Annotated in this window: 22 protein-coding genes; 2 read left to right on the top strand and 20 right to left on the bottom strand. The window is 36.1% G+C overall.

The window, feature by feature from the left end:
* Positions 1 to 52: 52 nt before the first annotated feature.
* Together AC3B5S_RS00430 and AC3B5S_RS00435 are read left to right on the top strand one after the other, a co-directional pair.
* Positions 53 to 1,273: a site-specific integrase gene (locus tag AC3B5S_RS00430; RefSeq protein ID WP_489789922.1), complete on the top strand. Its 1,221-nt coding sequence runs from the start codon at positions 53 to 55 to the stop codon at positions 1,271 to 1,273.
* A gap of 536 nt (positions 1,274 to 1,809) precedes the next feature.
* Complete coding sequence (locus AC3B5S_RS00435) at positions 1,810 to 2,691, top strand: hypothetical protein (RefSeq protein ID WP_489789923.1); 882 nt, start codon at positions 1,810 to 1,812, stop codon at positions 2,689 to 2,691.
* Positions 2,692 to 2,731: 40 nt separating this feature from the next.
* Here the strand turns inward: AC3B5S_RS00435 and AC3B5S_RS00440 are convergent, their stop codons facing one another.
* The 20 genes from AC3B5S_RS00440 to AC3B5S_RS00535 are packed head-to-tail and all read right to left on the bottom strand — an operon-like array spanning position 2,732 to position 18,054.
* Positions 2,732 to 3,838, bottom strand: coding sequence for a GH25 family lysozyme (locus AC3B5S_RS00440; RefSeq protein ID WP_489789924.1), 1,107 nt, complete (start codon positions 3,836 to 3,838; stop codon positions 2,732 to 2,734).
* 1 nt (position 3,839) lies between these two features.
* A complete protein-coding gene (locus AC3B5S_RS00445; RefSeq protein WP_489789925.1) occupies positions 3,840 to 4,058 on the bottom strand; it encodes a hypothetical protein in 219 nt (72 codons plus the stop codon).
* Positions 4,058 to 4,396, bottom strand: coding sequence for a hypothetical protein (locus AC3B5S_RS00450; RefSeq protein WP_489789926.1), 339 nt, complete (start codon positions 4,394 to 4,396; stop codon positions 4,058 to 4,060). Before AC3B5S_RS00450 ends, AC3B5S_RS00445 begins: the two co-directional genes overlap by 1 nt.
* A gap of 58 nt (positions 4,397 to 4,454) precedes the next feature.
* Entirely contained in the window at positions 4,455 to 4,709 is a 255-nt protein-coding gene (locus tag AC3B5S_RS00455; RefSeq protein ID WP_489789927.1) for a hypothetical protein, read from the bottom strand.
* A complete protein-coding gene (locus AC3B5S_RS00460) occupies positions 4,710 to 5,069 on the bottom strand; it encodes a hypothetical protein (protein WP_489789928.1) in 360 nt (119 codons plus the stop codon). It lies immediately after the preceding gene.
* Positions 5,070 to 5,084: 15 nt separating this feature from the next.
* A complete protein-coding gene (locus AC3B5S_RS00465) occupies positions 5,085 to 7,082 on the bottom strand; it encodes a hypothetical protein (RefSeq protein ID WP_489789929.1) in 1,998 nt (665 codons plus the stop codon).
* A complete protein-coding gene (locus AC3B5S_RS00470) occupies positions 7,079 to 7,696 on the bottom strand; it encodes a putative phage tail protein (protein WP_489789930.1) in 618 nt (205 codons plus the stop codon). The genes AC3B5S_RS00465 and AC3B5S_RS00470 overlap by 4 nt, the downstream gene beginning before the upstream one ends.
* Positions 7,693 to 8,868, bottom strand: a complete 1,176-nt coding sequence (locus AC3B5S_RS00475; protein WP_489789931.1) for a baseplate J/gp47 family protein — start codon at positions 8,866 to 8,868, stop codon at positions 7,693 to 7,695. Before AC3B5S_RS00475 ends, AC3B5S_RS00470 begins: the two co-directional genes overlap by 4 nt.
* Positions 8,855 to 9,214: a DUF2634 domain-containing protein gene (locus AC3B5S_RS00480; protein ID WP_489789932.1), complete on the bottom strand. Its 360-nt coding sequence runs from the start codon at positions 9,212 to 9,214 to the stop codon at positions 8,855 to 8,857. Before AC3B5S_RS00480 ends, AC3B5S_RS00475 begins: the two co-directional genes overlap by 14 nt.
* On the bottom strand, positions 9,214 to 9,531 hold the full coding sequence (locus AC3B5S_RS00485) for a DUF2577 domain-containing protein (protein WP_489789933.1): 318 nt from the start codon (positions 9,529 to 9,531) through the stop codon (positions 9,214 to 9,216). Before AC3B5S_RS00485 ends, AC3B5S_RS00480 begins: the two co-directional genes overlap by 1 nt.
* Positions 9,504 to 10,568 carry an XkdQ/YqbQ family protein gene (locus tag AC3B5S_RS00490; protein ID WP_489789934.1) on the bottom strand — a complete coding sequence of 355 codons (1,065 nt, stop codon included), beginning with the start codon at positions 10,566 to 10,568 and terminating at the stop codon, positions 9,504 to 9,506. The genes AC3B5S_RS00485 and AC3B5S_RS00490 overlap by 28 nt, the downstream gene beginning before the upstream one ends.
* The gene (locus AC3B5S_RS00495) at positions 10,565 to 11,251 is read right to left on the bottom strand and encodes a hypothetical protein (protein ID WP_489789935.1); all 687 of its coding nucleotides are present in this window, start codon (positions 11,249 to 11,251) and stop codon (positions 10,565 to 10,567) included. Before AC3B5S_RS00495 ends, AC3B5S_RS00490 begins: the two co-directional genes overlap by 4 nt.
* 1 nt (position 11,252) lies before the next feature.
* The gene (locus AC3B5S_RS00500; RefSeq protein ID WP_489789936.1) at positions 11,253 to 14,309 is read right to left on the bottom strand and encodes a tape measure protein; all 3,057 of its coding nucleotides are present in this window, start codon (positions 14,307 to 14,309) and stop codon (positions 11,253 to 11,255) included.
* Positions 14,310 to 14,323: 14 nt separating this feature from the next.
* Complete coding sequence (locus AC3B5S_RS00505; RefSeq protein ID WP_489789937.1) at positions 14,324 to 14,476, bottom strand: hypothetical protein; 153 nt, start codon at positions 14,474 to 14,476, stop codon at positions 14,324 to 14,326.
* A 38-nt stretch (positions 14,477 to 14,514) separates the two neighbouring features.
* Positions 14,515 to 14,931 (bottom strand): phage tail assembly chaperone, encoded by a 417-nt coding sequence (locus AC3B5S_RS00510; RefSeq protein WP_489789938.1) that lies wholly within the window; start codon positions 14,929 to 14,931, stop codon positions 14,515 to 14,517.
* Between the two features lie 12 nt (positions 14,932 to 14,943).
* On the bottom strand, positions 14,944 to 15,432 hold the full coding sequence (locus tag AC3B5S_RS00515) for a phage tail tube protein (RefSeq protein WP_489789939.1): 489 nt from the start codon (positions 15,430 to 15,432) through the stop codon (positions 14,944 to 14,946).
* A 10-nt stretch (positions 15,433 to 15,442) separates the two neighbouring features.
* On the bottom strand, positions 15,443 to 16,843 hold the full coding sequence (locus tag AC3B5S_RS00520; RefSeq protein WP_489789940.1) for a phage tail sheath family protein: 1,401 nt from the start codon (positions 16,841 to 16,843) through the stop codon (positions 15,443 to 15,445).
* Positions 16,840 to 17,244 (bottom strand): phage tail terminator family protein, encoded by a 405-nt coding sequence (locus tag AC3B5S_RS00525; protein WP_489789941.1) that lies wholly within the window; start codon positions 17,242 to 17,244, stop codon positions 16,840 to 16,842. The genes AC3B5S_RS00520 and AC3B5S_RS00525 overlap by 4 nt, the downstream gene beginning before the upstream one ends.
* On the bottom strand, positions 17,241 to 17,690 hold the full coding sequence (locus AC3B5S_RS00530; protein ID WP_489789942.1) for an HK97 gp10 family phage protein: 450 nt from the start codon (positions 17,688 to 17,690) through the stop codon (positions 17,241 to 17,243). Before AC3B5S_RS00530 ends, AC3B5S_RS00525 begins: the two co-directional genes overlap by 4 nt.
* Positions 17,674 to 18,054 carry a hypothetical protein gene (locus AC3B5S_RS00535; RefSeq protein ID WP_489790412.1) on the bottom strand — a complete coding sequence of 127 codons (381 nt, stop codon included), beginning with the start codon at positions 18,052 to 18,054 and terminating at the stop codon, positions 17,674 to 17,676. Before AC3B5S_RS00535 ends, AC3B5S_RS00530 begins: the two co-directional genes overlap by 17 nt.

The following is an 18,054-nucleotide window of genomic DNA, read 5'->3' on the forward strand; positions in this document are numbered from 1 at the left end:
ATGGTATGCGCTTTTCGTGTACCATTTTAACAAATAATTGGAGGTAAATTCAATGTTTGAATACAAAAAGAACCCCGCTATTAAAGAATACGTCACTAAAAATGGCGAAAAAAAGTATTGGTTTCAAATTTATTTAGGTACTGATTCAACTACCGGTAAGAAGAAAAGAACTTCACGGCGTGGTTTTAAGACCCCTGCTTTAGCCAATAAAGAATATTTAAAATTATCAGCTCAGCTGAATAATGATTATTTTCAGTCAAATACTACATCAGATTTAACGTTTGCAGAGGTTTATCAGCAATGGTTTGACAACTCTTACAAAGATACCGTCCAATCTAGCACTCTATATAAAACTAAACAGATCTTTGATTGCCATATTTTACCAGAAATTGGTAACATGAAGATTAATCAAATTACCTCTGAATTTTTACAGCCAATTGTTGACCAGTGGGCAAATAAATACACTAAGCTAAACATTATTAGTCGATATGCCGATCGTGTATTTAAATATGCCTATACAATCAAAATTATTAGCACCGATCCTTTTGACCACATTCTCTTACCTAAGAGAAATAAGCACCAAGCAATTAATCGCAAACCTAAAAATAACTTTTTTTCCACGACTGAACTGGAAAAGTTCACCAAATATTTAATTAACAATACTACAAGCGATAACAGTGGAAATATTGGATTCACACAAGCTGTGTTCTTTATAATCATGGCTTACACAGGAATGCGTAAAGGTGAATTATTAGCCCTAGAATGGTCGGATATTAATTTTGATCAACAGACAATTGATATTAATAAAACCGTGGTTACTGATGAAAATGGTAAGCAGCGGACTCAGCCACCAAAATGGAACTCATTTCGCGTAATTTCCTACAATTCATTAATTGCTAAATATTTGAATGAATATCGTAAATATCAAAGCAACACTACTTTACTATTTCCTAATCAAGTTGGTACTTGGCGTAATCTGGAGAAACCTAATGTTTGGTTACGTTCAATTATTAATCAAGGAACTACCGACTTTCAAAAGATTTATCAAATGACCAAAGAGGATTACTATAAAGAGTTCGTTCACCAAATTACACCCCACGGCTTACGTCATACACATGCTACATGGATATTTGAGAAGAATAATAGAATTACACCTAAGGCTGTACAACAACGCCTAGGTCACAAAAATATCTCTGTCACATTGGATATTTATACGCACGTAACTTCTGATCAAGACAAACTCTTAAGTGACACTTTAGATATTGACTTCTAAGTGTCTTTTTTGACTACCCTTTGATTCTTAAAAGTGCCTATAAGCATTGATATATCAACAACTCCAAAAAAGTTTTTGACTCACTTTTAACTCACTAAACGAGCTATTTTCACTGATTTTTAACTCGTTCTTTAAATTTGACTACACTTTTGACTCACTTTGAATAGCAAAAATAGGCAAATATAGACCAAACAAAAATTCCAAATTGCCGTTAAATCAACAATCTGGAACATATGAACAAGTATAAAAAGTATTCTAAGGAGAGTACAGGATTAATATACATTTAAAAACGTTGTTAAATCAGCATTTATAATACATGCGGTGCCAAATTAGTGCCAAATAATTAAATCCATACAATTTTATTTATTTTAGAACGTCTTCGAAAATGGTACGGATTATTCAACTTTTATGTGTGTAGTATGGAAAAAATACGGTAACATTAAATTAAATTTAAATGTTCTTTCTATAAAAGGATTGGTTGAAAATAAACAGCTTAATTAACTATTAGTGATAAAATTTTCTTGGAGGTAGAAATCATGAGAAATAATAAAGGAAAGATAATCAAAGAAAAACAAAAGGAAATTGAAAAAGCTAAAAAGAAAATTGAAAAAACTGAAAAGAAAATTGAAAAAGCTAAAAAGAAAATTGAAAAAGCTAAGAATGCTGAAGACGAAATAAAGAAGATTACAGTAGTTGGCCAAGAAATTAAAAAAATCGAAAGACAAATTAAAGTAATTAAAGAACAGAATGAAACAGTTAAAGATGAAAATAAAGAAATTAAGAAGATAACTGAAGAAACTGATAAAGAATCTGAAGAAACTGATAAGAAAATTAAAGAAACTGATAAAAAAATTAAAGAAGACAAAAGTCAAAACGAAAAATTAAAAGCTGCAAAAAAGGAACAAATAATAAAACGTGAAAGAGAACTGATAAAGCTAAAAAAAGACATATGCTCTAGCTTAATCACATCAATGACAGTGATTACATTTATAATTACATTTTTAATTGGAGATATATTTAAAGGTACGACATTCTTTAAAGTCCCTAAGAAGATACCAGCTAAAATAATTATTCAAACGAAACCTATTATTAAGCAATCATGGTTACTATGGTTGTACACCTTTATAATATGTGCATATTGCGTAATAATCGCATTTAATATATATTTTTCAATAGAACTTTATAGTCTTAACTCTTTCTCAAAAAAAGATTACTTTTTTGATAAATCTAGTCATTATGGTAAAATTCATAATTATATACTTAATTTTTTGTTTTTCATTTCTATAATTATATTTGCAGGAATAACGCTTTACATTTATATACTCACACGCTATATATCCATAAAATTAATTATATTTTTTGTATTAGCATTTGCAGCATTCATAATACTTACTACACTAAAAATTAAAATTAAATAAATTCAATTTATGTATTAGCTCCCCTCAGGGAGCTTTTTTGTTATCCTTTAAAACCAGATCCGACTTGATACTTAACCGCAATATATTCATTTGCTGCCACTTTATAACAATAGCCAACTCCAGCAATATTATACAGTTTATCATTCGTTTTCCATTGTGTCCCCCCTTTAAAAGTTAGATTGGAATTGGCAATTTCCTTACCAGTACTATCAACGGCATTGGGACCATACCCGTTTAAATAATTAATCGTCAGTAAGCCTTTAAGATTAGTATTCCTTTGTGGTAGATAACTATCACCGCCGACTAAAAACATCGGACGATTATTATTATCAGGTATTATCTTCGAAGCTGCCCAACTAGTATTATTCAATAACGGCGTTGTATCAAAAGCAGAACTATCACCGCGAAACATAGTTGAAGCATTCTTATCTGTGGTTTGAGTGGTGACGACATTATTAATAGTATTAACAGTCTTTTGTCCAGCGGTGTAAAAATCATCATATAAATTAGATACATCAAACTGCCCATAACTACCAGTAAACGACATATCTGATGCAAATTGCCAAGCGTGATGATTACTATAAGAAGTTAAGTTCCAAGGATTGGCAGGATATTGAGCGATCCAGCCTTTAGATACGGGAAACTTGACTCCTACCCAACTAGCCATCGTATAGATATTCGGACGATAACCATATTGCTGAACAACATTCTCAAACGCTTCATTATTGGCTTGATTTTGCGAATAGCTCAGTGCTTGTTGTTCAGAAGCTTCAACATCTGCTACCAAAACAGCCCCAACAGGTAAGCCGTCAGCCTTAGCGGTTTGACAAGCATAATTGGCTTCATTCTTAGCTTGTTGGACCGTTTGATAACGCGCAAAATGGTAAGCATTAATATACAGACCAGCTTGCTGGGCGGTTTGAATGTTATTAGCAGCCGTCCAATCTTGATAGTTAGTGCCCTCACTAATTTTGGTAGTAACAGCCTTAACCCCGTAGTGATCACGCATGTCAGTGAAGTTGTCGACTGTCATTAATCCATTGTAATTTGAAACGTCCACCATGTCCGTTCTGGCGGCTTGGGCGTTTGTTGTACAAAAAAAGAGTAGCCCAACGGCTACTCCAATAATTGTTTTTAGTTTATTCATGTTATTGTCCTTTCTTTTTAGGATCATCAACGTCCTGAGTTAGGATACCCAACGCGCTCAAAAACGAAACTATTGCTGTAATTCCGCCAGTTATTGACGTACCAAGATCAGTCGGAACAGTAACTCCCAGCGCCGTTAAAACACCCAACACTCCAGCTGCTAACGAACCAGCTAGTGTAATCCAAGCCTTGGCCGACTTGTAATTAAAATTAATCTTCATTATTCTTCCTCCTTGTCTACTGGCAACGCAAGAACCTTGTTGTATAACGCTTCTCCCGTACCATTGCCTCCTACTCCTTTGTAACCGCTAAATAAATGCTCAATGTTATCCAGTTCACTCACGGTCACAGCACCCTTTTTAATACAATACATACATTGCTTATATAAAGAATCATGCAGCACAGCCTGAATGGCGTGTTCAGTATTTGAAATACGGGCATCCATCTTGACCAATTTAGTGTTGTCTCGAAAGAAATTGACTGCTTTATAAGCTGTTAACAAGGTAGCTGGCAAGCCTATTAAAATTACTGCGAAATTAATCCATCCTAAAAAATGCAAATTACCACCTCCTATTTTTGGACAAACAAATAGCCCAACTAATTAACTAGTTGAGCCTCTAAGCTGTGGTAGTTGCTGTTTGATTGTCAGCTGAATCAGTTGGTGGCTGTTCTTCTATTACGTCGGTAGTTGTTGTCGTTTCTGAATTAGTTGACACATCAGCGATAGAAGCCGGTTCAATTGCTTCTTGATAGTCTTGACCAGTCACTTGTTTAAATTGTCCAGCCGTCATAATTCCTGCTTGCACATTCTGAATAAAATCTTTGACCATTAATGTTCCCCATGCAAATTCCATTTTCCACAAAAAAATCATTTATTTATCCTCCTTGGTTGAATTATCAGCTGTATTTTGAGCAGCAACTAATTGAGTTAGTTGTGTTATAGCCTCTTGAGTTTGTCCCATTAATTGAGTTAATTGGGTCATTTCCTGCATTGTTTGACCAGCTACTTGAGTCAGATTAGTAATTGCTTCTCGATTTTCCCCAATTGGCGTTAATCCACTAGTCGTTTTTACTAATTGACCATTTTCGACAGACCACTCTGAATAGTTAGTCAAAGTAAAATATGGATCAGAGGTAACTTCTATCCAACCGTCCGGCAAATCACCGTAAACGGTTGAAACGCCAGTTACTTGATTATCTTTGTTAACCTGAACTGCAATTATATTATCCACTTTACAACGCCTCCCCTAATAATAAGCATCAACTTCATTTAAAATTGATTTAAAATGTAATTTAACATTTTTACCATTTGAATCGGTATAGGACCAAGTTAATTCAAGAGGATAATACATCCAAATACCATTTTGTAAACAAATTCCTCCATTAGAAACTGTTGGTTCAATAGCAGGCCAAGTAGCATCTGTGGCATTATTATGAAAATAAAAATGTTCCTTAGGAAGAGAATAATTTGTTGAGCTGAAATAAATATTCTTTTGACCGGTCTGAATGTAAGTTTTTGCTAAAATTATTGGGTTCCGAAATTTTATAAAATCATTATTTAGACCATTATCTGTATTTATCATATAAATTTCAGAAATTGTATTTGCCCAGTTAACCGTCGAATCGGAACATAATGACCAAGTCTGATCAAAATTTAAAGAAAAACCATTAATTATGTTCGACAAATCATCTTTGACATACTTCAAGGGAATAGTGCCACCACTACTATTTCCGGACCATAAAACAGTTCCGTTGGCCAAAAAATCATTATTCGGTTTAGATTCATCATTCGAAGTATTAGATGGAGCACTAACTATCGTTATATTAGAATTAAAATTTCTAACAGCCATAATTTCAGGATTGTACCATTGACCGCTACCTTTATCAGCTAATTGATTGTCAAGATCATAACCACCTCCGGTATCAACATCAAGTGAGCCATCATCTTTCAAAGTTAGCTTCAAAGTTGGTGAACTTTTCTTACCATTGGGATTAAGATTTTCTCCAATACCTTTTAAATCAATAGTTTTTGTAACGCCTACTTTTAAATCTGATTTTTTGATCACAATTGGTAAATCAATGCTTACGGCATAGTAGCCTTGAATGGCAACATCCGATTTAATCACCGGAATATCATCTTTGGGACTCGACATATATCCGCCTTTGACTGCCCGCTTGTGCATCATTGGCATAATTTGAAAAGTATCAGCTAAAGGTATTATTGGCTTAACATTAACAACTGCTTTAGATTCACCATCTGTTAATCCAACCCAAGTAGTTTTAGCACCGTATGCATCTTCGAACCAACTTAACATATCAGTAATTGGTAATTCTAATTTATTTCCTTTTGCGTTTGCAGCATAGTCTTTTAATAAATTGCCTGAACTATCCATTAGATTTAAGTCTGTTGTAGCGTTAATGGCTCCACTTTGAATTCTGGTATTAACCATATTAGTTAATTTTGATGCCAAGTCATTAGATGCTTGTTGTTGTGCTTCACTTTCAACTGTATTAATAACTGGTGCTAAATCAATTTGTCTATCAGTACCAATTGTTGCTGTAGAAGTCTTATATTTAGCACCCTTAACCATCGTTTTATTAATAGTAGTATTTAAATCAGTTTTAGCAGTCTTTAATTTTTGATCAACGCTAGCATTTGTTGCCATGTCTTTGGTAGTATCTGCAATTTTCTGATTAACAGCTGTCATAGTAGCCATATCTTCAACAGCTGCATCTACTACTGTTTCAATTCTTTGGTTAACATATTCTTTGGATGCCAAGCTAACAGAATCAACAGAAACTGTCACTTTAGCAGCACTACCAACAACTACATAAATACTCATTTTAAATTGGAAAATAATCCCATCATTAAAATCTGGTAGAGTTTCTGGATCTTCAGCTCTAACAATACAATACAAAATTTCATCACTAGAATTAGCTTTTTGAGCATATAAACCAATTGCGTTAATAGCATACGATTGAGTTAAGTCTTGATTGTTAAATGTTACATCAGTACCCAAAATATTATCTGACGTTGTGCGATCATCATCAAAAGTATTAAGGTCACCATCCTGTACTTCATGTGGAATAGCTGTTAGTGCCTTTAAAGCATCTTCAGACAATTTAGATAAATCATCAGCCGTACTAGCAGCTCTAGTAATTGTAAAATTAGTTTTGCCATTAGCTGCTTGCGTAGCTAGTTTCATACCTTGATTAGTCAATAATGAATTACCATATTTACTCATTTATGACCTCCTTGTTTATAATTAACTTCGACATATTGATAGCCAACACCAATATATTTATTAAGATTAATCTGCGCTTGCAAATTTAATTGTGGTGGAGCACTAGCTCCAACAAATACACGATGGGTTACACCGATATATTCTTGTTGGTTAATTGTGCTTTCACTATGAACAGTGACATTAAAAGTTAAATTAGCTGGTAAATAGACATTCAAAAGATACTCCAACCGTTTAATCTGCGGTTTAGAAATCTCCGAGCGCTTAGCTTTAACTACCACATTTCTCACAGCATATTCAACATTAACGGTAGCTGGAATATTCAGTGTAGCTAATAAATAGCGAAAGTAGTTAATCGTAATGGGACTAGGCGGTAAAAGATACATTAAGATGTTATACCGACGGGTTCCCAAGCTATCGGTTTCTTCTGGAATGATTCCTAGTTGATTTTCAAAAACAGAAATTCCTGTGCTATCTGCTACTTGAACAAACTCATTTAACAGCGTGCGATTAATTAAGCTGTCAAAGCTTTCTAGTTCACCTTGCTCTGCTTTAATCAATTCTGTCATTTCGTAAACGTCTTGATAATAATCGGGTACAAAATCTTTTAAACTCATTGAGCGATCACCCCTGATTTATTGCGGTTAATCAAATTTAATTGACCTAATATCGGTAATTGTGATTCTTGATTATTCTCTATTAGAACTAAATCATTATCTTGACCATTCAAAGTGGGCGTTTGAGAATCGATGACTCCGTCCACATTTAAAATTGCCTTCAAAATCTGTGAACGGTATACAGTTAGTGAATAACCACGCCCTGTTTTATGATTAAATTGACTCCAAGCTTGGCGTTCACTTACAAAATAATCTTCAATTGCTGCACTAATTTGGGGATGTAGTGCTGCAATATCGGTATTACTATTAACTTTCAAGGTAACATCAATATCAATAGTTACAGCTGTCGGCGCCACTACCGTTACTGTGTGATCAATTGGCGCTAATCCATAGCCTTGACCGGAACTATCATTTGGATCAATCTGTTCTTTAACGTCAGCTAGTAATTTAGAACTTGCTGGCATTAAATCATTATCCAAAATCACTAATTTAACGGTACCACCACCATTCCACACCGGATAAACTTGTACTGCTCCAACAGTATCAATTTTAGAAACCATATCTAAATAATCAGCAATATTGCCACCATAACTTAAATAATTATCCGCACTTAACAAACGTTGCCGTAAATGGTCATCCGTTTCTGCATCACGAGCTGGCGTGGTAATTTCAACGATTTCTGCCCAATACAACGTGTCATTTGGCGTAACTGGCAAGATTTGTCCCAAATAAGAATTAGGTTTTGAACCAGTAATTTCAGCTTCCAAAATGGCAGTTAAATCTTGATTTAATTGTTTGACGGTATAAAAAATCGGCTTGTCTCCAATACTGGCAAACCGATCACCGACATCAACGCCAGACATTAATTGATTATCCTTGTCTAAAAATTTAGCTGTTACTTGCGCCTTGGTAGCGGGATATCGCTGTGTCCCATGTTCTACCGCTCGATAATCCAAAAACTCATCACTCGCAGTTTTAATATAAGTTTCTTGAATTATATTAGCCAGTAACGTATTTTGATAAGCCATGTAAATAGCAGCTGGTGCTACAGCATCAAAAATAACTGAACCTTCACGTTTATCAATGTCTTCTGGGATTTTGTCTAACAATTTATTCAAATAAAAATCATAATCTTGACTTTGTAACTGTTCCACTAAATCATTGGGACTCACTGATTCTCACCTCACTTTTGATTGGCACATTACCATACACTGTAGTGCATGAACCATTTAACATTAATGTTTCAGTATTAATTTTTTCAACTTGATCAAAACTAACAGATGTTACTCGGCCATCAGCTAATAAAGCCTCTTTAACCATGCGCTGTGCTTCAACTTCCGCATATGGAAATGGCTTACCAAATAAATCTTCTAAGTCGTGCCCATACTGATCTGAATAAATCGGATAAACAACTCGAGGTGTTCTTAAAATCTTATCAATTGTTTGAATCATTGCTGCTTGCTGGTCAATTTTTCCACCAATGTGTCCGTTAATCACTTGAAATGTTATATCATCCATTAAGTCACCCGTTCCAATACATAAAATCGTTGGCCACCATCACAACGTACCATCGTTACTTTATCGCCAATTCGCAAAGAATTATCAATCGTTATTGTCGCCTGACCTGAATAATCATCAGTATTCAAGTTCCCACTTAATTTTATTTTACTCAAGCTAGGACTAACTTCTAAAAAATTGTTATCTAAGATTATTTGGTTAGAATACTGAATTTTCAATGGGTTAGTACTAGTAACGCGACCATAAACGATATTGGCATACTCGCTATCTTTGCCACCACGCGAATTAATCATGCTGAAGAGTTGTTCGCCAGCCATGCTGCATTCACCTTCATTTCTAGTTCACACGTATAATCAACACCAAAATTATGTGTTGCCTTTAAAATAGCAGCCTTATGTTGCTTATAAAATCCTACTTGGTCTAAAGCTGCAATCTGAAAATTAATAGCATTACCAGCCACTAAATCAATGTTTCCAACGGTATCTAATTTTAAAGTTTTATCTTCAAAATTCTTTTCCGATAATGTATCTAACGCTTGTTGCCGTAATTGAGCAGAATTAGCTTTATCCTTAGCATTGACTACATCTTGTAACCAACCCCAATACGGCGTAGTTTCTTTGCTATAAGCATCAATATACGTATAGCTAGTTTTGTCGGGATCTTTGCCACCGTTTTCTGAAATATCTGTACTAGAAGAAACTTGCTGAGAATCTTGTTGATTTTCTTGAACTACCCGAACAGCATTAACAGCATCATCAATACTTTGTTTTAACTCAAAACCCGTTAATAACGATTTGTCGCCAATAATCAGTGGCAGCTCTTTGAACGGTGCTTTGCGCAATTCCACATAATTGTAATTAGCGAAAATATAATACATTTGCCCAGTAGCCTTTTGCGTTTGATCAATTGAGTCTTTCAACATATCAAAATACGTCTTACTATCTTCAACTTGCGCTGGCAACTTATAATCACACCATTCAACAATGGCATGGTCGATTAATGCTCGACCACAGACGGTATTAAAGCGGTCAGAAATACTGGAGATTGGCCACACTAGTGAATCTTTATTTTTTAGATAGCGCGTTTTATCGTAAGCTTTGACACTAAATTTATGGTCCTGATTATAAGTCACACTAAACACATAACCATAAAAAACTTTATTATCATCCCACCAAAAATCTACAACATTACCATTCACTGGATAAAAATCGTTTACTGGACTTTTTAAAACATCAAAGTCTAAAGTACCAGCTGAAAAATTTAAGTCTGTGGTCCATTTAACACTGGTTACCGCTTTACTAACGTCCCAAACGTTGGTTCCGTTTCGGGAGGATATTTCAAATTTAGTAATCAAGCTAATCTCACATCACTTTCACGTACCCAACCACGCCAGCCACCATTTTCTAATGTCACATGGTAAGGATATGGGCGACCACTGGCAATGATAGAAATTTTTCGGCGCGCATTTTGTTCATAATCCCCTGGTCCCGAACCATAACTATCGCGGTGTAGCTGCCCGTTAACAATTACGATAGAACCAATGCCAATCTTTTTCGGTGGCGCTGCTCGTTGTTGAGCAGCCGATTTGGCAAAATTATAATTAGCTTTCTTACTAATCTGTAATGGCTTGTATTCTTTTAAATCTAAAGTGTAATAATATTCTTCACAATAACTATTTTTAAAACCATATTCTAAACTGGAAATCGTCATATCCGCACTAAAATTAGCCAAGGCGGGAATGATTACCCGTGTTGGCTTCTTTGATTGATAAATTTTTTGTAAATAATCAATATAAGCTTTAGGGTTATCCAAAAAGTAAGGATTATTTAAATAAGTTACATCATTTTCTGGAATCACACTTTCAATACTAATCGTACGTAACTTAAACTCACCGACCCGATTGTATTCGCCGGCGTCAATAATTGTTTCACTTTTATCATCCGTTTCACCTTTTAATAAAACTTCAGTGGGATTAACAGGTAATGGCAAACAAAAGTTTTGATCATTTGTAATATAAATAACAAATTGATTTTCCATATTAACCTCCTAAATGAGCATTGGCTAGTGATAACATTTTCTGTTCTAATAAATCTAAAATCCGATCAGCATCAATCGTCGCATCACCACTACTATTCAATTGAATCGCACCCTTTTCAATGGTCACGTGAGCACTATTATCATTGTGAGTAGAACCAGATTGACCACCAAAATGCGCACTAGCCAAATTCAAAGGGTCGCGACTAGAGTCGGCACTTGTTTGCTCATCAATACCAATATCTGCACTGGAACCATTTAATCCGTTTAATGCCCCAGCAACCTGGTTAATTGCTCCATAAGCTCGATTAAAGCCATTCGCTAATAAATCGCCAGCTCCTAAATTTGTAGTATTAAAAGAACCCAAGGTTGGTTGCATTCCTGAAGCTGCATTAACCACACCTTGAGCCATGTTTGCCGAAGCTTGTGCTGCTGAACTCGCATCACGATTTAAACCATTGATTAATCCTTGGTCAACCCAACGTCCATATTGTTTAAAGAGTTTGGATGGTGAACCAATATGCAAAATACTTTTAGCCTTATTGACCACTGCACTGGCTACTTTACCAACTGCGGAAATTGCACCACCAATCATTGAACTAATCCCGTTAATTAAGCCTTGAATTAATTGCTTACCAGTGCTAACTAACGAATGTGAAAAACTTTTAGCCGCATTAACTGCGCTTTGAACGCCATTACGAACCCCATTAACAACACCACGCATTGCATTCACAATTGCATTAACCATCATTGTGCCAGCAGTGATAAAGGCCATTACTAACATAATAACCGCCACTGACACCATCATTAAACCAGCCGATACAAGCATTAAAGCAGCAGCGACAATTAACAACCCAGCACCAAGAATTATTGCAGCAACGCCAAGTAATAAAGCACCAACTGCAGCAATCATCATCATCGGCGCAGCTAACATTAAAGCGACCGCTAATAACATTAATCCAACGGCAGCAATCATAGCAACTGCCGCAATTAAGATTAAGCCAACGCCCATTAATAAAATGCCAACCGATGCTACAATTGCAAAAACTGCAATTAACATAATAGCAACTGCTAATAACATGACGCCGACGGCTGCCACGATCGAGCCAATGCCAACAATTAATAAAGCTGCTCCAAACAAAATGGCTCCAACTGCCGCAATGATTAAACCGGCTGCTAACAATATTAAGCCGATGGCTAACGCCGCTAAACCAACCATAGCAATTAAAGCTGCTACACCAAAGACAGCAATGGCAACTGATAATAACAAAATATTTAATGCAGCCATTGCTCCATATTGAGCAATATTAGGTAATTGAGTAGCTAATAAAGTTAATCCTAAAGAAGCTAGCAACAGACCGGCACCTAAAAGTAAAGCTGCTATTCCCAAAGCTAAAACACCTGCTGCTGCAGTATCCAAAGGACCAGCTAAAGCAGCTACTACCCCTAAGACAACAATAATAGCAATTCCAATGCCCAACAAAATACCTGTAGCGCTAGAGCCACTATCAGCAATTAATTTAATTCCAACGCCTAATAAAGCAAAACCGGCACCAGCCATCATTGCAGCAGTGCCAATTTTAACTAAAGCACCACCCATTTGTAATAAGCCACCAGTCGCTTTACCCGTTTCTGGAACTTCCGGTGTCTTGGGAGCTGCCGGTGTTTGAGTTTTTTTACCTAAAGCACCTTTCAGACTTCCAAAAACTTTACCAATCCCTTTTACTGCTTTAAAAGCCATAAATGCCCCTGCTAAAATATTTAATGCAATTGCTAAAGCTTTAATTTGACCAGGATCTAATTTGCCAATTTGTTGTAATCCCCAAACAATGGCAGTTAAAACTAATCCCTTAGTACCAGCTTTTAATGCTATGAATGCAGCACCTAATAGTTTGATTGCTCCTGGATTCATTTGTGATACTGCCTGAGCTAAATTGCCCAGCCCTTTAGCAACATTGCCAATAATGTCACTAGTACCTTTTCCTAAACCTTGGAACGCCTTGCTTAAATTATTACCCGATAAAGATTTCATTAAATTTCCAGCACTAGTTTGTAATGATTGAAACATACTAGATAATCCTGAGCCTGCACTACCTTTAGAAAATCCACTGGTGAAATCTGACCAAGCTTTTTGAACATTTTTGATAGTCCCTAATAAATTATTAGCAAAACCACTAAAATCCATACTTCCTAACTTGTCCGATAAACTACTTAAAGCTTGAATTCCGACTTGACTCAACTTGGCAAATTGTGGTTGAACTTTATTGGCTAACGTTTCTTTCAACCCATCCATTGCTTGACCAACAGTCTTATATTGTGTTGCCATTTTAGTAAAGTTAGCATTAGTCCCCGTTTTAGCAATTGCATTTAAGAAATCTTCGGTTTTAATCTTGCCATCTTGAACATTTTGTACTAACTGTTTTGTACTCATACCCATTGTTTTCGCGACAGCAGCCATACCAGCTGGTGTTTGTTCAAGCATTAACTTAAAGTCTTGCCATTGCACCATTGGTTTAGAAGCCATTTGCGTAGCTTGCTCACTCAAAGTTTTCATCGCCTGCTTTGGATCGGTTGCGGCTGCAGCTAAACCACCGAAACCTTTAACCAACTGACCGGTATTCTTAGTGCCGACCGCCGCTAACTGACTATAAGTTGAAGCCATATCTGAAGCCGAATAAATGGTTTGCTGTGCATACTTTTGCATAGATTTTTTAGCCACCGCGATTTGAGCAGGACTTTTACCCAGTTGACGCATATTGCCTTCGAATGTTGACCATGCCACGGTGGCTTCGTTTAACTCACCAGCAAATGAGCGAATACCATTAGCTGCTAGACTGGTAGCTGAACTAATCATCCCACCAAAAGCAGAACCAGCTATTAAACCTTTTAGTCCCAAAGTGGCAGAATGCGCACCTTGGTTCATGGAATTAAAACCACCGTTGTTCAACGCACCTTTTAAGCGACCCATCATTGATACACTGCGTTGCACACCAGAATTAAATTTGCTCAAAGTATTACTAAAAGCGTCATTAATTCGCAAAGTATTGCTAATAGTTGTCATATTAACCTCCTTTCTTAAATGTGTTTAGACCGTGCTTTGCGTTTAGCCTCACGTTCTTGTTTCTGTTCTTCTTTTTGGCGTACTTCAATAGAAGCAACAACTAATGCCTTAGCTTTCATCGACAAATCAGTAAACTGTTTAGGAGTCCAGTGATATTCATTTAACACATAATGGTAAATACCAAAATCACCATCAGACTCTTCAATTAGTTTTTTGCTTGTTCAACATAATTCTTCATATCTTCAACATCAAAGCCAGAAAGTTCTTGAATTTCTTGCCCCAAATCGGTATATTGACCAGCATTTAACATTTTCTTCAAAACTCCTGCTGGGTCTGCAACACAGCCCCAAGATTTTTGTAATTTTTCATTATTTAAATCGGGCTGCACAACTGCACTAGCCATCATTAAATCAACTAATTTCTCTTGATCCGTATCTTGAACACGTTGGTGTGTTTTCTTATTAATATAAGAATGTGTTGCCTGCTTCTGCAATTCATTAAATTCATCAGCAGCTAAAGAACGAATAATAAAAGGGCTCTTAAAGCCCTTAATTTTTACATTTTTTGTTTCTACTTCTTTTTTAACATTTTCTGCCAAAAAATCATCTACATTATAAGCCATCTATTCTTCCTCCTATAAATCAAAGCCAGTAAATGGCGTAACTAAATTAACTTGCTCAAAAGTAAAATCAGATTCCCAATCCATGACGCCATCATCAGCTTCAAAATCAGCAAATGGTACATCATCTAAATTAACTTCGCCAAAGTGTAAGGTTTGAGTTCCCGCACGACTGGTTGGATCATTAATTGTCATGGTGATTTCAAAATAAAGGTCCTTACCGCCTTGAATATAAGGCAATGCGTACTTAGTCCAATTAGAACTAATTAAATAACCACCTAAAGTACCAGTTCCTTCAACTGAAGTAACTTTCTTGTGCTTCCAGCGACTGCCCAAGGTTTGAACATCTTCCTTATTCTTTTCCAACTTGGCACTGAATTTTTTACATTCAATTAATGGAATAACTTGATTATTAATTGTTACATAAACTTTGGCATCCTTGGTCGAAATCGTATCACGACCGTTTAAAAAGTTACCTACTGTACTTACTGTCTCATCAGCCATCTTCTTCCTCCTATCCGACAACCATTGTCATATAAAGTTTTTCCATTGAGTCTAATGGTTTAATCGCTAAATTAACCAAAATCGAATCAATTTCGTTTCCCGGTTCTACTGAAATGTCAGCGGCGTCAAAGCCATCAATTACTTGTGAATCAGCTAATCCTTGTAAATAACTAACTCGATTGGCTTTGAACAAATCACGTCCTTCACCACTGTTAGATACTTTGCCGATGAACATTTGTTCAAAGACTTGTTCAGTATTAGTAACAATAGTGTCCATAGTTCGAACTACTCGATTTTTAGTAAAAGCTTGTGGCTTTTCATCACTAATGGCAGTAAGCGAATTAATATCTTGTTCAATTACTACTGAGTCATTCCGTTTGGTGGTAAAGACGATTTGACCAGTTTCCAGAGCTTGAATAGTTTTATCATTATTTAATTTTGGGTAAGCACTAATCGCATCTGGATATTCTACATAAGTTAACGATTTTGCAGCATCAGCTGAACTAGAAGCTCCAGCAAAATAACCAGCTGCTACAGTTGCCGGTAATTGAGTACCATCACCCAAAACTACGCCATTGGCTACCTGGGAAATACCTTCATAATTGATTTTAGTATTAGTAACCGGAACTACACCACGAACCTTGATGCCGTCATCTTCACGTAAATGCTTAATTTCTTCAACTAACTGTTGATGAATTGCATCATCAACCGCGAAACCGGCAGTAGTTGCCACATCGTACTCTTCAGTTTCTAACGCATCATTTAATAAATCAGTCATTGCGACTGGTGTAGAACTTCCACCAGTTAAATCTGCTGTAACGTCGTGGTCCAAGTTTGCTAATAATCCACCAGTTTTAACTAATGGCTCAGTTTCTGGTTCTTGTGTTAAGTCCTGTACTTCAGGTTGTGGTGTAGTGGTCAGCTGAACTTGTATATAATCATTAGCCACCAATTGTTCTGGTTGGTCTACATTAATTACTTGCTGATCGACAATCTTAGTACCAAAGATTGTTGAAACTGTTACCTGCTTACCATCTGAAGATTTTTCCACTGAAACATGTAAATCATTACCCTTAGTTCCTGGATACTGTGCGGTAAACTTCCATGGCAAGGCTGCATCACTGCTCGTTGCTTTTTGACCATCATTATTGTTTAATAGCAAGACGGTATCAGCACCTTTGAATACTTCATGCAAGACCTGTAATTCTGGTTCATCTAGCTCATGTCCCAGTAATGCTTTAAAATCTGAATCCTGAGTTAACTTAATGACACCTTTTTTGCCCCAATTTAATTGATTACTGATTGGTAAGAAAGTTCGACCTAAATCAGTATTAACGGTCCCATTACCTTTGCCAACAACATTAATATAAGCACCTGGACGGCGTTTATTTTGTGTTTTCCAAACTGTCATTTGAGACTTCCTTTCACTTGTTCGTTATTCATCATGGTTTCTTGATTCTCTGGATAAAATCGACCCCAAACTTCAAACTTATAAATCAAAGTATTATCGGCTTGTTGCGTTAATTCTTTGTTACGTAATGGTGCATAATCCTTTAACTCTAATAAATTACTCAACAAAATATCTTCTACTCGTTCCATATCAGTCTTGGGACTTTCTGAATTAGGAAAATAAATCACCTGGTAAATATAGTGGCGCATTTGTCGCTCAAATACTTCTGAAGCTGCTGTGGTCGTAATTTTTTCAATAAAAAAAGATGGTTCCTTAAAACCACCCGTTTGGTTCTCAGTATAAATTGGTGTTTGTGGAAAAATCCGTGCTAGTTCATCAGCAATTCGTTCAATAATTGTCATTCCATCAACTCCTTTAACACGCCATAAAAGACGGGTGTAATTAGTTGCGGAATTTGACCACTTACTTGTTGAGTAGCTTTTTCTAGCATATGTTGTCCTGCTACCCAACTAGCTTTTAGTCGTTTACCAATAGCTGGCACATAACGTCCTGGTGTTTGGCGGTGACCATTTTCCACAAATGACGCATATTCAGTATTATTAACAAGTTCAATAGCAATCATTGTTCCTGTAATTGTTGGTCCTTTCAAATACCAATTACGGCGTAAAGTACCACTTTTTACTGGTGTTAAATTTTTAGCAGCCCGTTGATATTGCACTCCGACTTGCTTGACACTTTGATTTAACTCACGCTTTAATCGCTCACCATTGACAAAACTCTGCACATGTTGGGCAAACTCTTGAAATTGGGCATCATCAACATCGCCAAAATTACTCAACTGATTCACTCGCTTTCTCATCACGCACCATTGCAATTTCTTGATGGCTAATATAACCAGTATAGCCTTTGCTAGCACGTTTATACTTAGTTGTTTGACCATTGACATCTGTGACTGTAATAGTAGCCCCCGCAGGAATTTTAATGCCATTACGAATTAGTAATTCAGCATCGTATTCATCCGTGCCAAAGAACGATTGTTCACTAGTCTTTTGACCTTTCAAGATCACCTTAGCTGTTTCATTTTCAACAATTAAAGCTGGCACATTGTTAGTAATATGGTGTTCATTAGTTACTGACTTGACGCCGTAAATCGTAACTTTATCAGTCCACAACATTGGCGCTATTGTTTTCAAGCGATTAAAACTACTAAT

Source organism: Bombilactobacillus sp. ESL1094 (genome assembly GCF_058107425.1).

Excerpts from the sequence above, each read along its gene's own strand:
- AC3B5S_RS00430 (WP_489789922.1), top strand. The coding sequence starts at position 53 with ATGTTTGAATACAAAAAGAACCCCGCTATTAAAGAATACGTCACTAAA.
- AC3B5S_RS00435 (WP_489789923.1), top strand. The coding sequence starts at position 1,810 with ATGAGAAATAATAAAGGAAAGATAATCAAAGAAAAACAAAAGGAAATT.
- AC3B5S_RS00440 (WP_489789924.1), bottom strand. The coding sequence starts at position 3,838 with ATGAATAAACTAAAAACAATTATTGGAGTAGCCGTTGGGCTACTCTTT.
- AC3B5S_RS00445 (WP_489789925.1), bottom strand. The coding sequence starts at position 4,058 with ATGAAGATTAATTTTAATTACAAGTCGGCCAAGGCTTGGATTACACTA.
- AC3B5S_RS00455 (WP_489789927.1), bottom strand. The coding sequence starts at position 4,709 with ATGATTTTTTTGTGGAAAATGGAATTTGCATGGGGAACATTAATGGTC.
- AC3B5S_RS00465 (WP_489789929.1), bottom strand. The coding sequence starts at position 7,082 with ATGAGTAAATATGGTAATTCATTATTGACTAATCAAGGTATGAAACTA.
- AC3B5S_RS00470 (WP_489789930.1), bottom strand. The coding sequence starts at position 7,696 with ATGAGTTTAAAAGATTTTGTACCCGATTATTATCAAGACGTTTACGAA.
- AC3B5S_RS00480 (WP_489789932.1), bottom strand. The coding sequence starts at position 9,214 with ATGGATGATATAACATTTCAAGTGATTAACGGACACATTGGTGGAAAA.
- AC3B5S_RS00485 (WP_489789933.1), bottom strand. The coding sequence starts at position 9,531 with ATGGCTGGCGAACAACTCTTCAGCATGATTAATTCGCGTGGTGGCAAA.
- AC3B5S_RS00495 (WP_489789935.1), bottom strand. The coding sequence starts at position 11,251 with ATGGAAAATCAATTTGTTATTTATATTACAAATGATCAAAACTTTTGT.
- AC3B5S_RS00500 (WP_489789936.1), bottom strand. The coding sequence starts at position 14,309 with ATGACAACTATTAGCAATACTTTGCGAATTAATGACGCTTTTAGTAAT.
- AC3B5S_RS00510 (WP_489789938.1), bottom strand. The coding sequence starts at position 14,931 with ATGGCTTATAATGTAGATGATTTTTTGGCAGAAAATGTTAAAAAAGAA.
- AC3B5S_RS00515 (WP_489789939.1), bottom strand. The coding sequence starts at position 15,432 with ATGGCTGATGAGACAGTAAGTACAGTAGGTAACTTTTTAAACGGTCGT.
- AC3B5S_RS00520 (WP_489789940.1), bottom strand. The coding sequence starts at position 16,843 with ATGACAGTTTGGAAAACACAAAATAAACGCCGTCCAGGTGCTTATATT.
- AC3B5S_RS00525 (WP_489789941.1), bottom strand. The coding sequence starts at position 17,244 with ATGACAATTATTGAACGAATTGCTGATGAACTAGCACGGATTTTTCCA.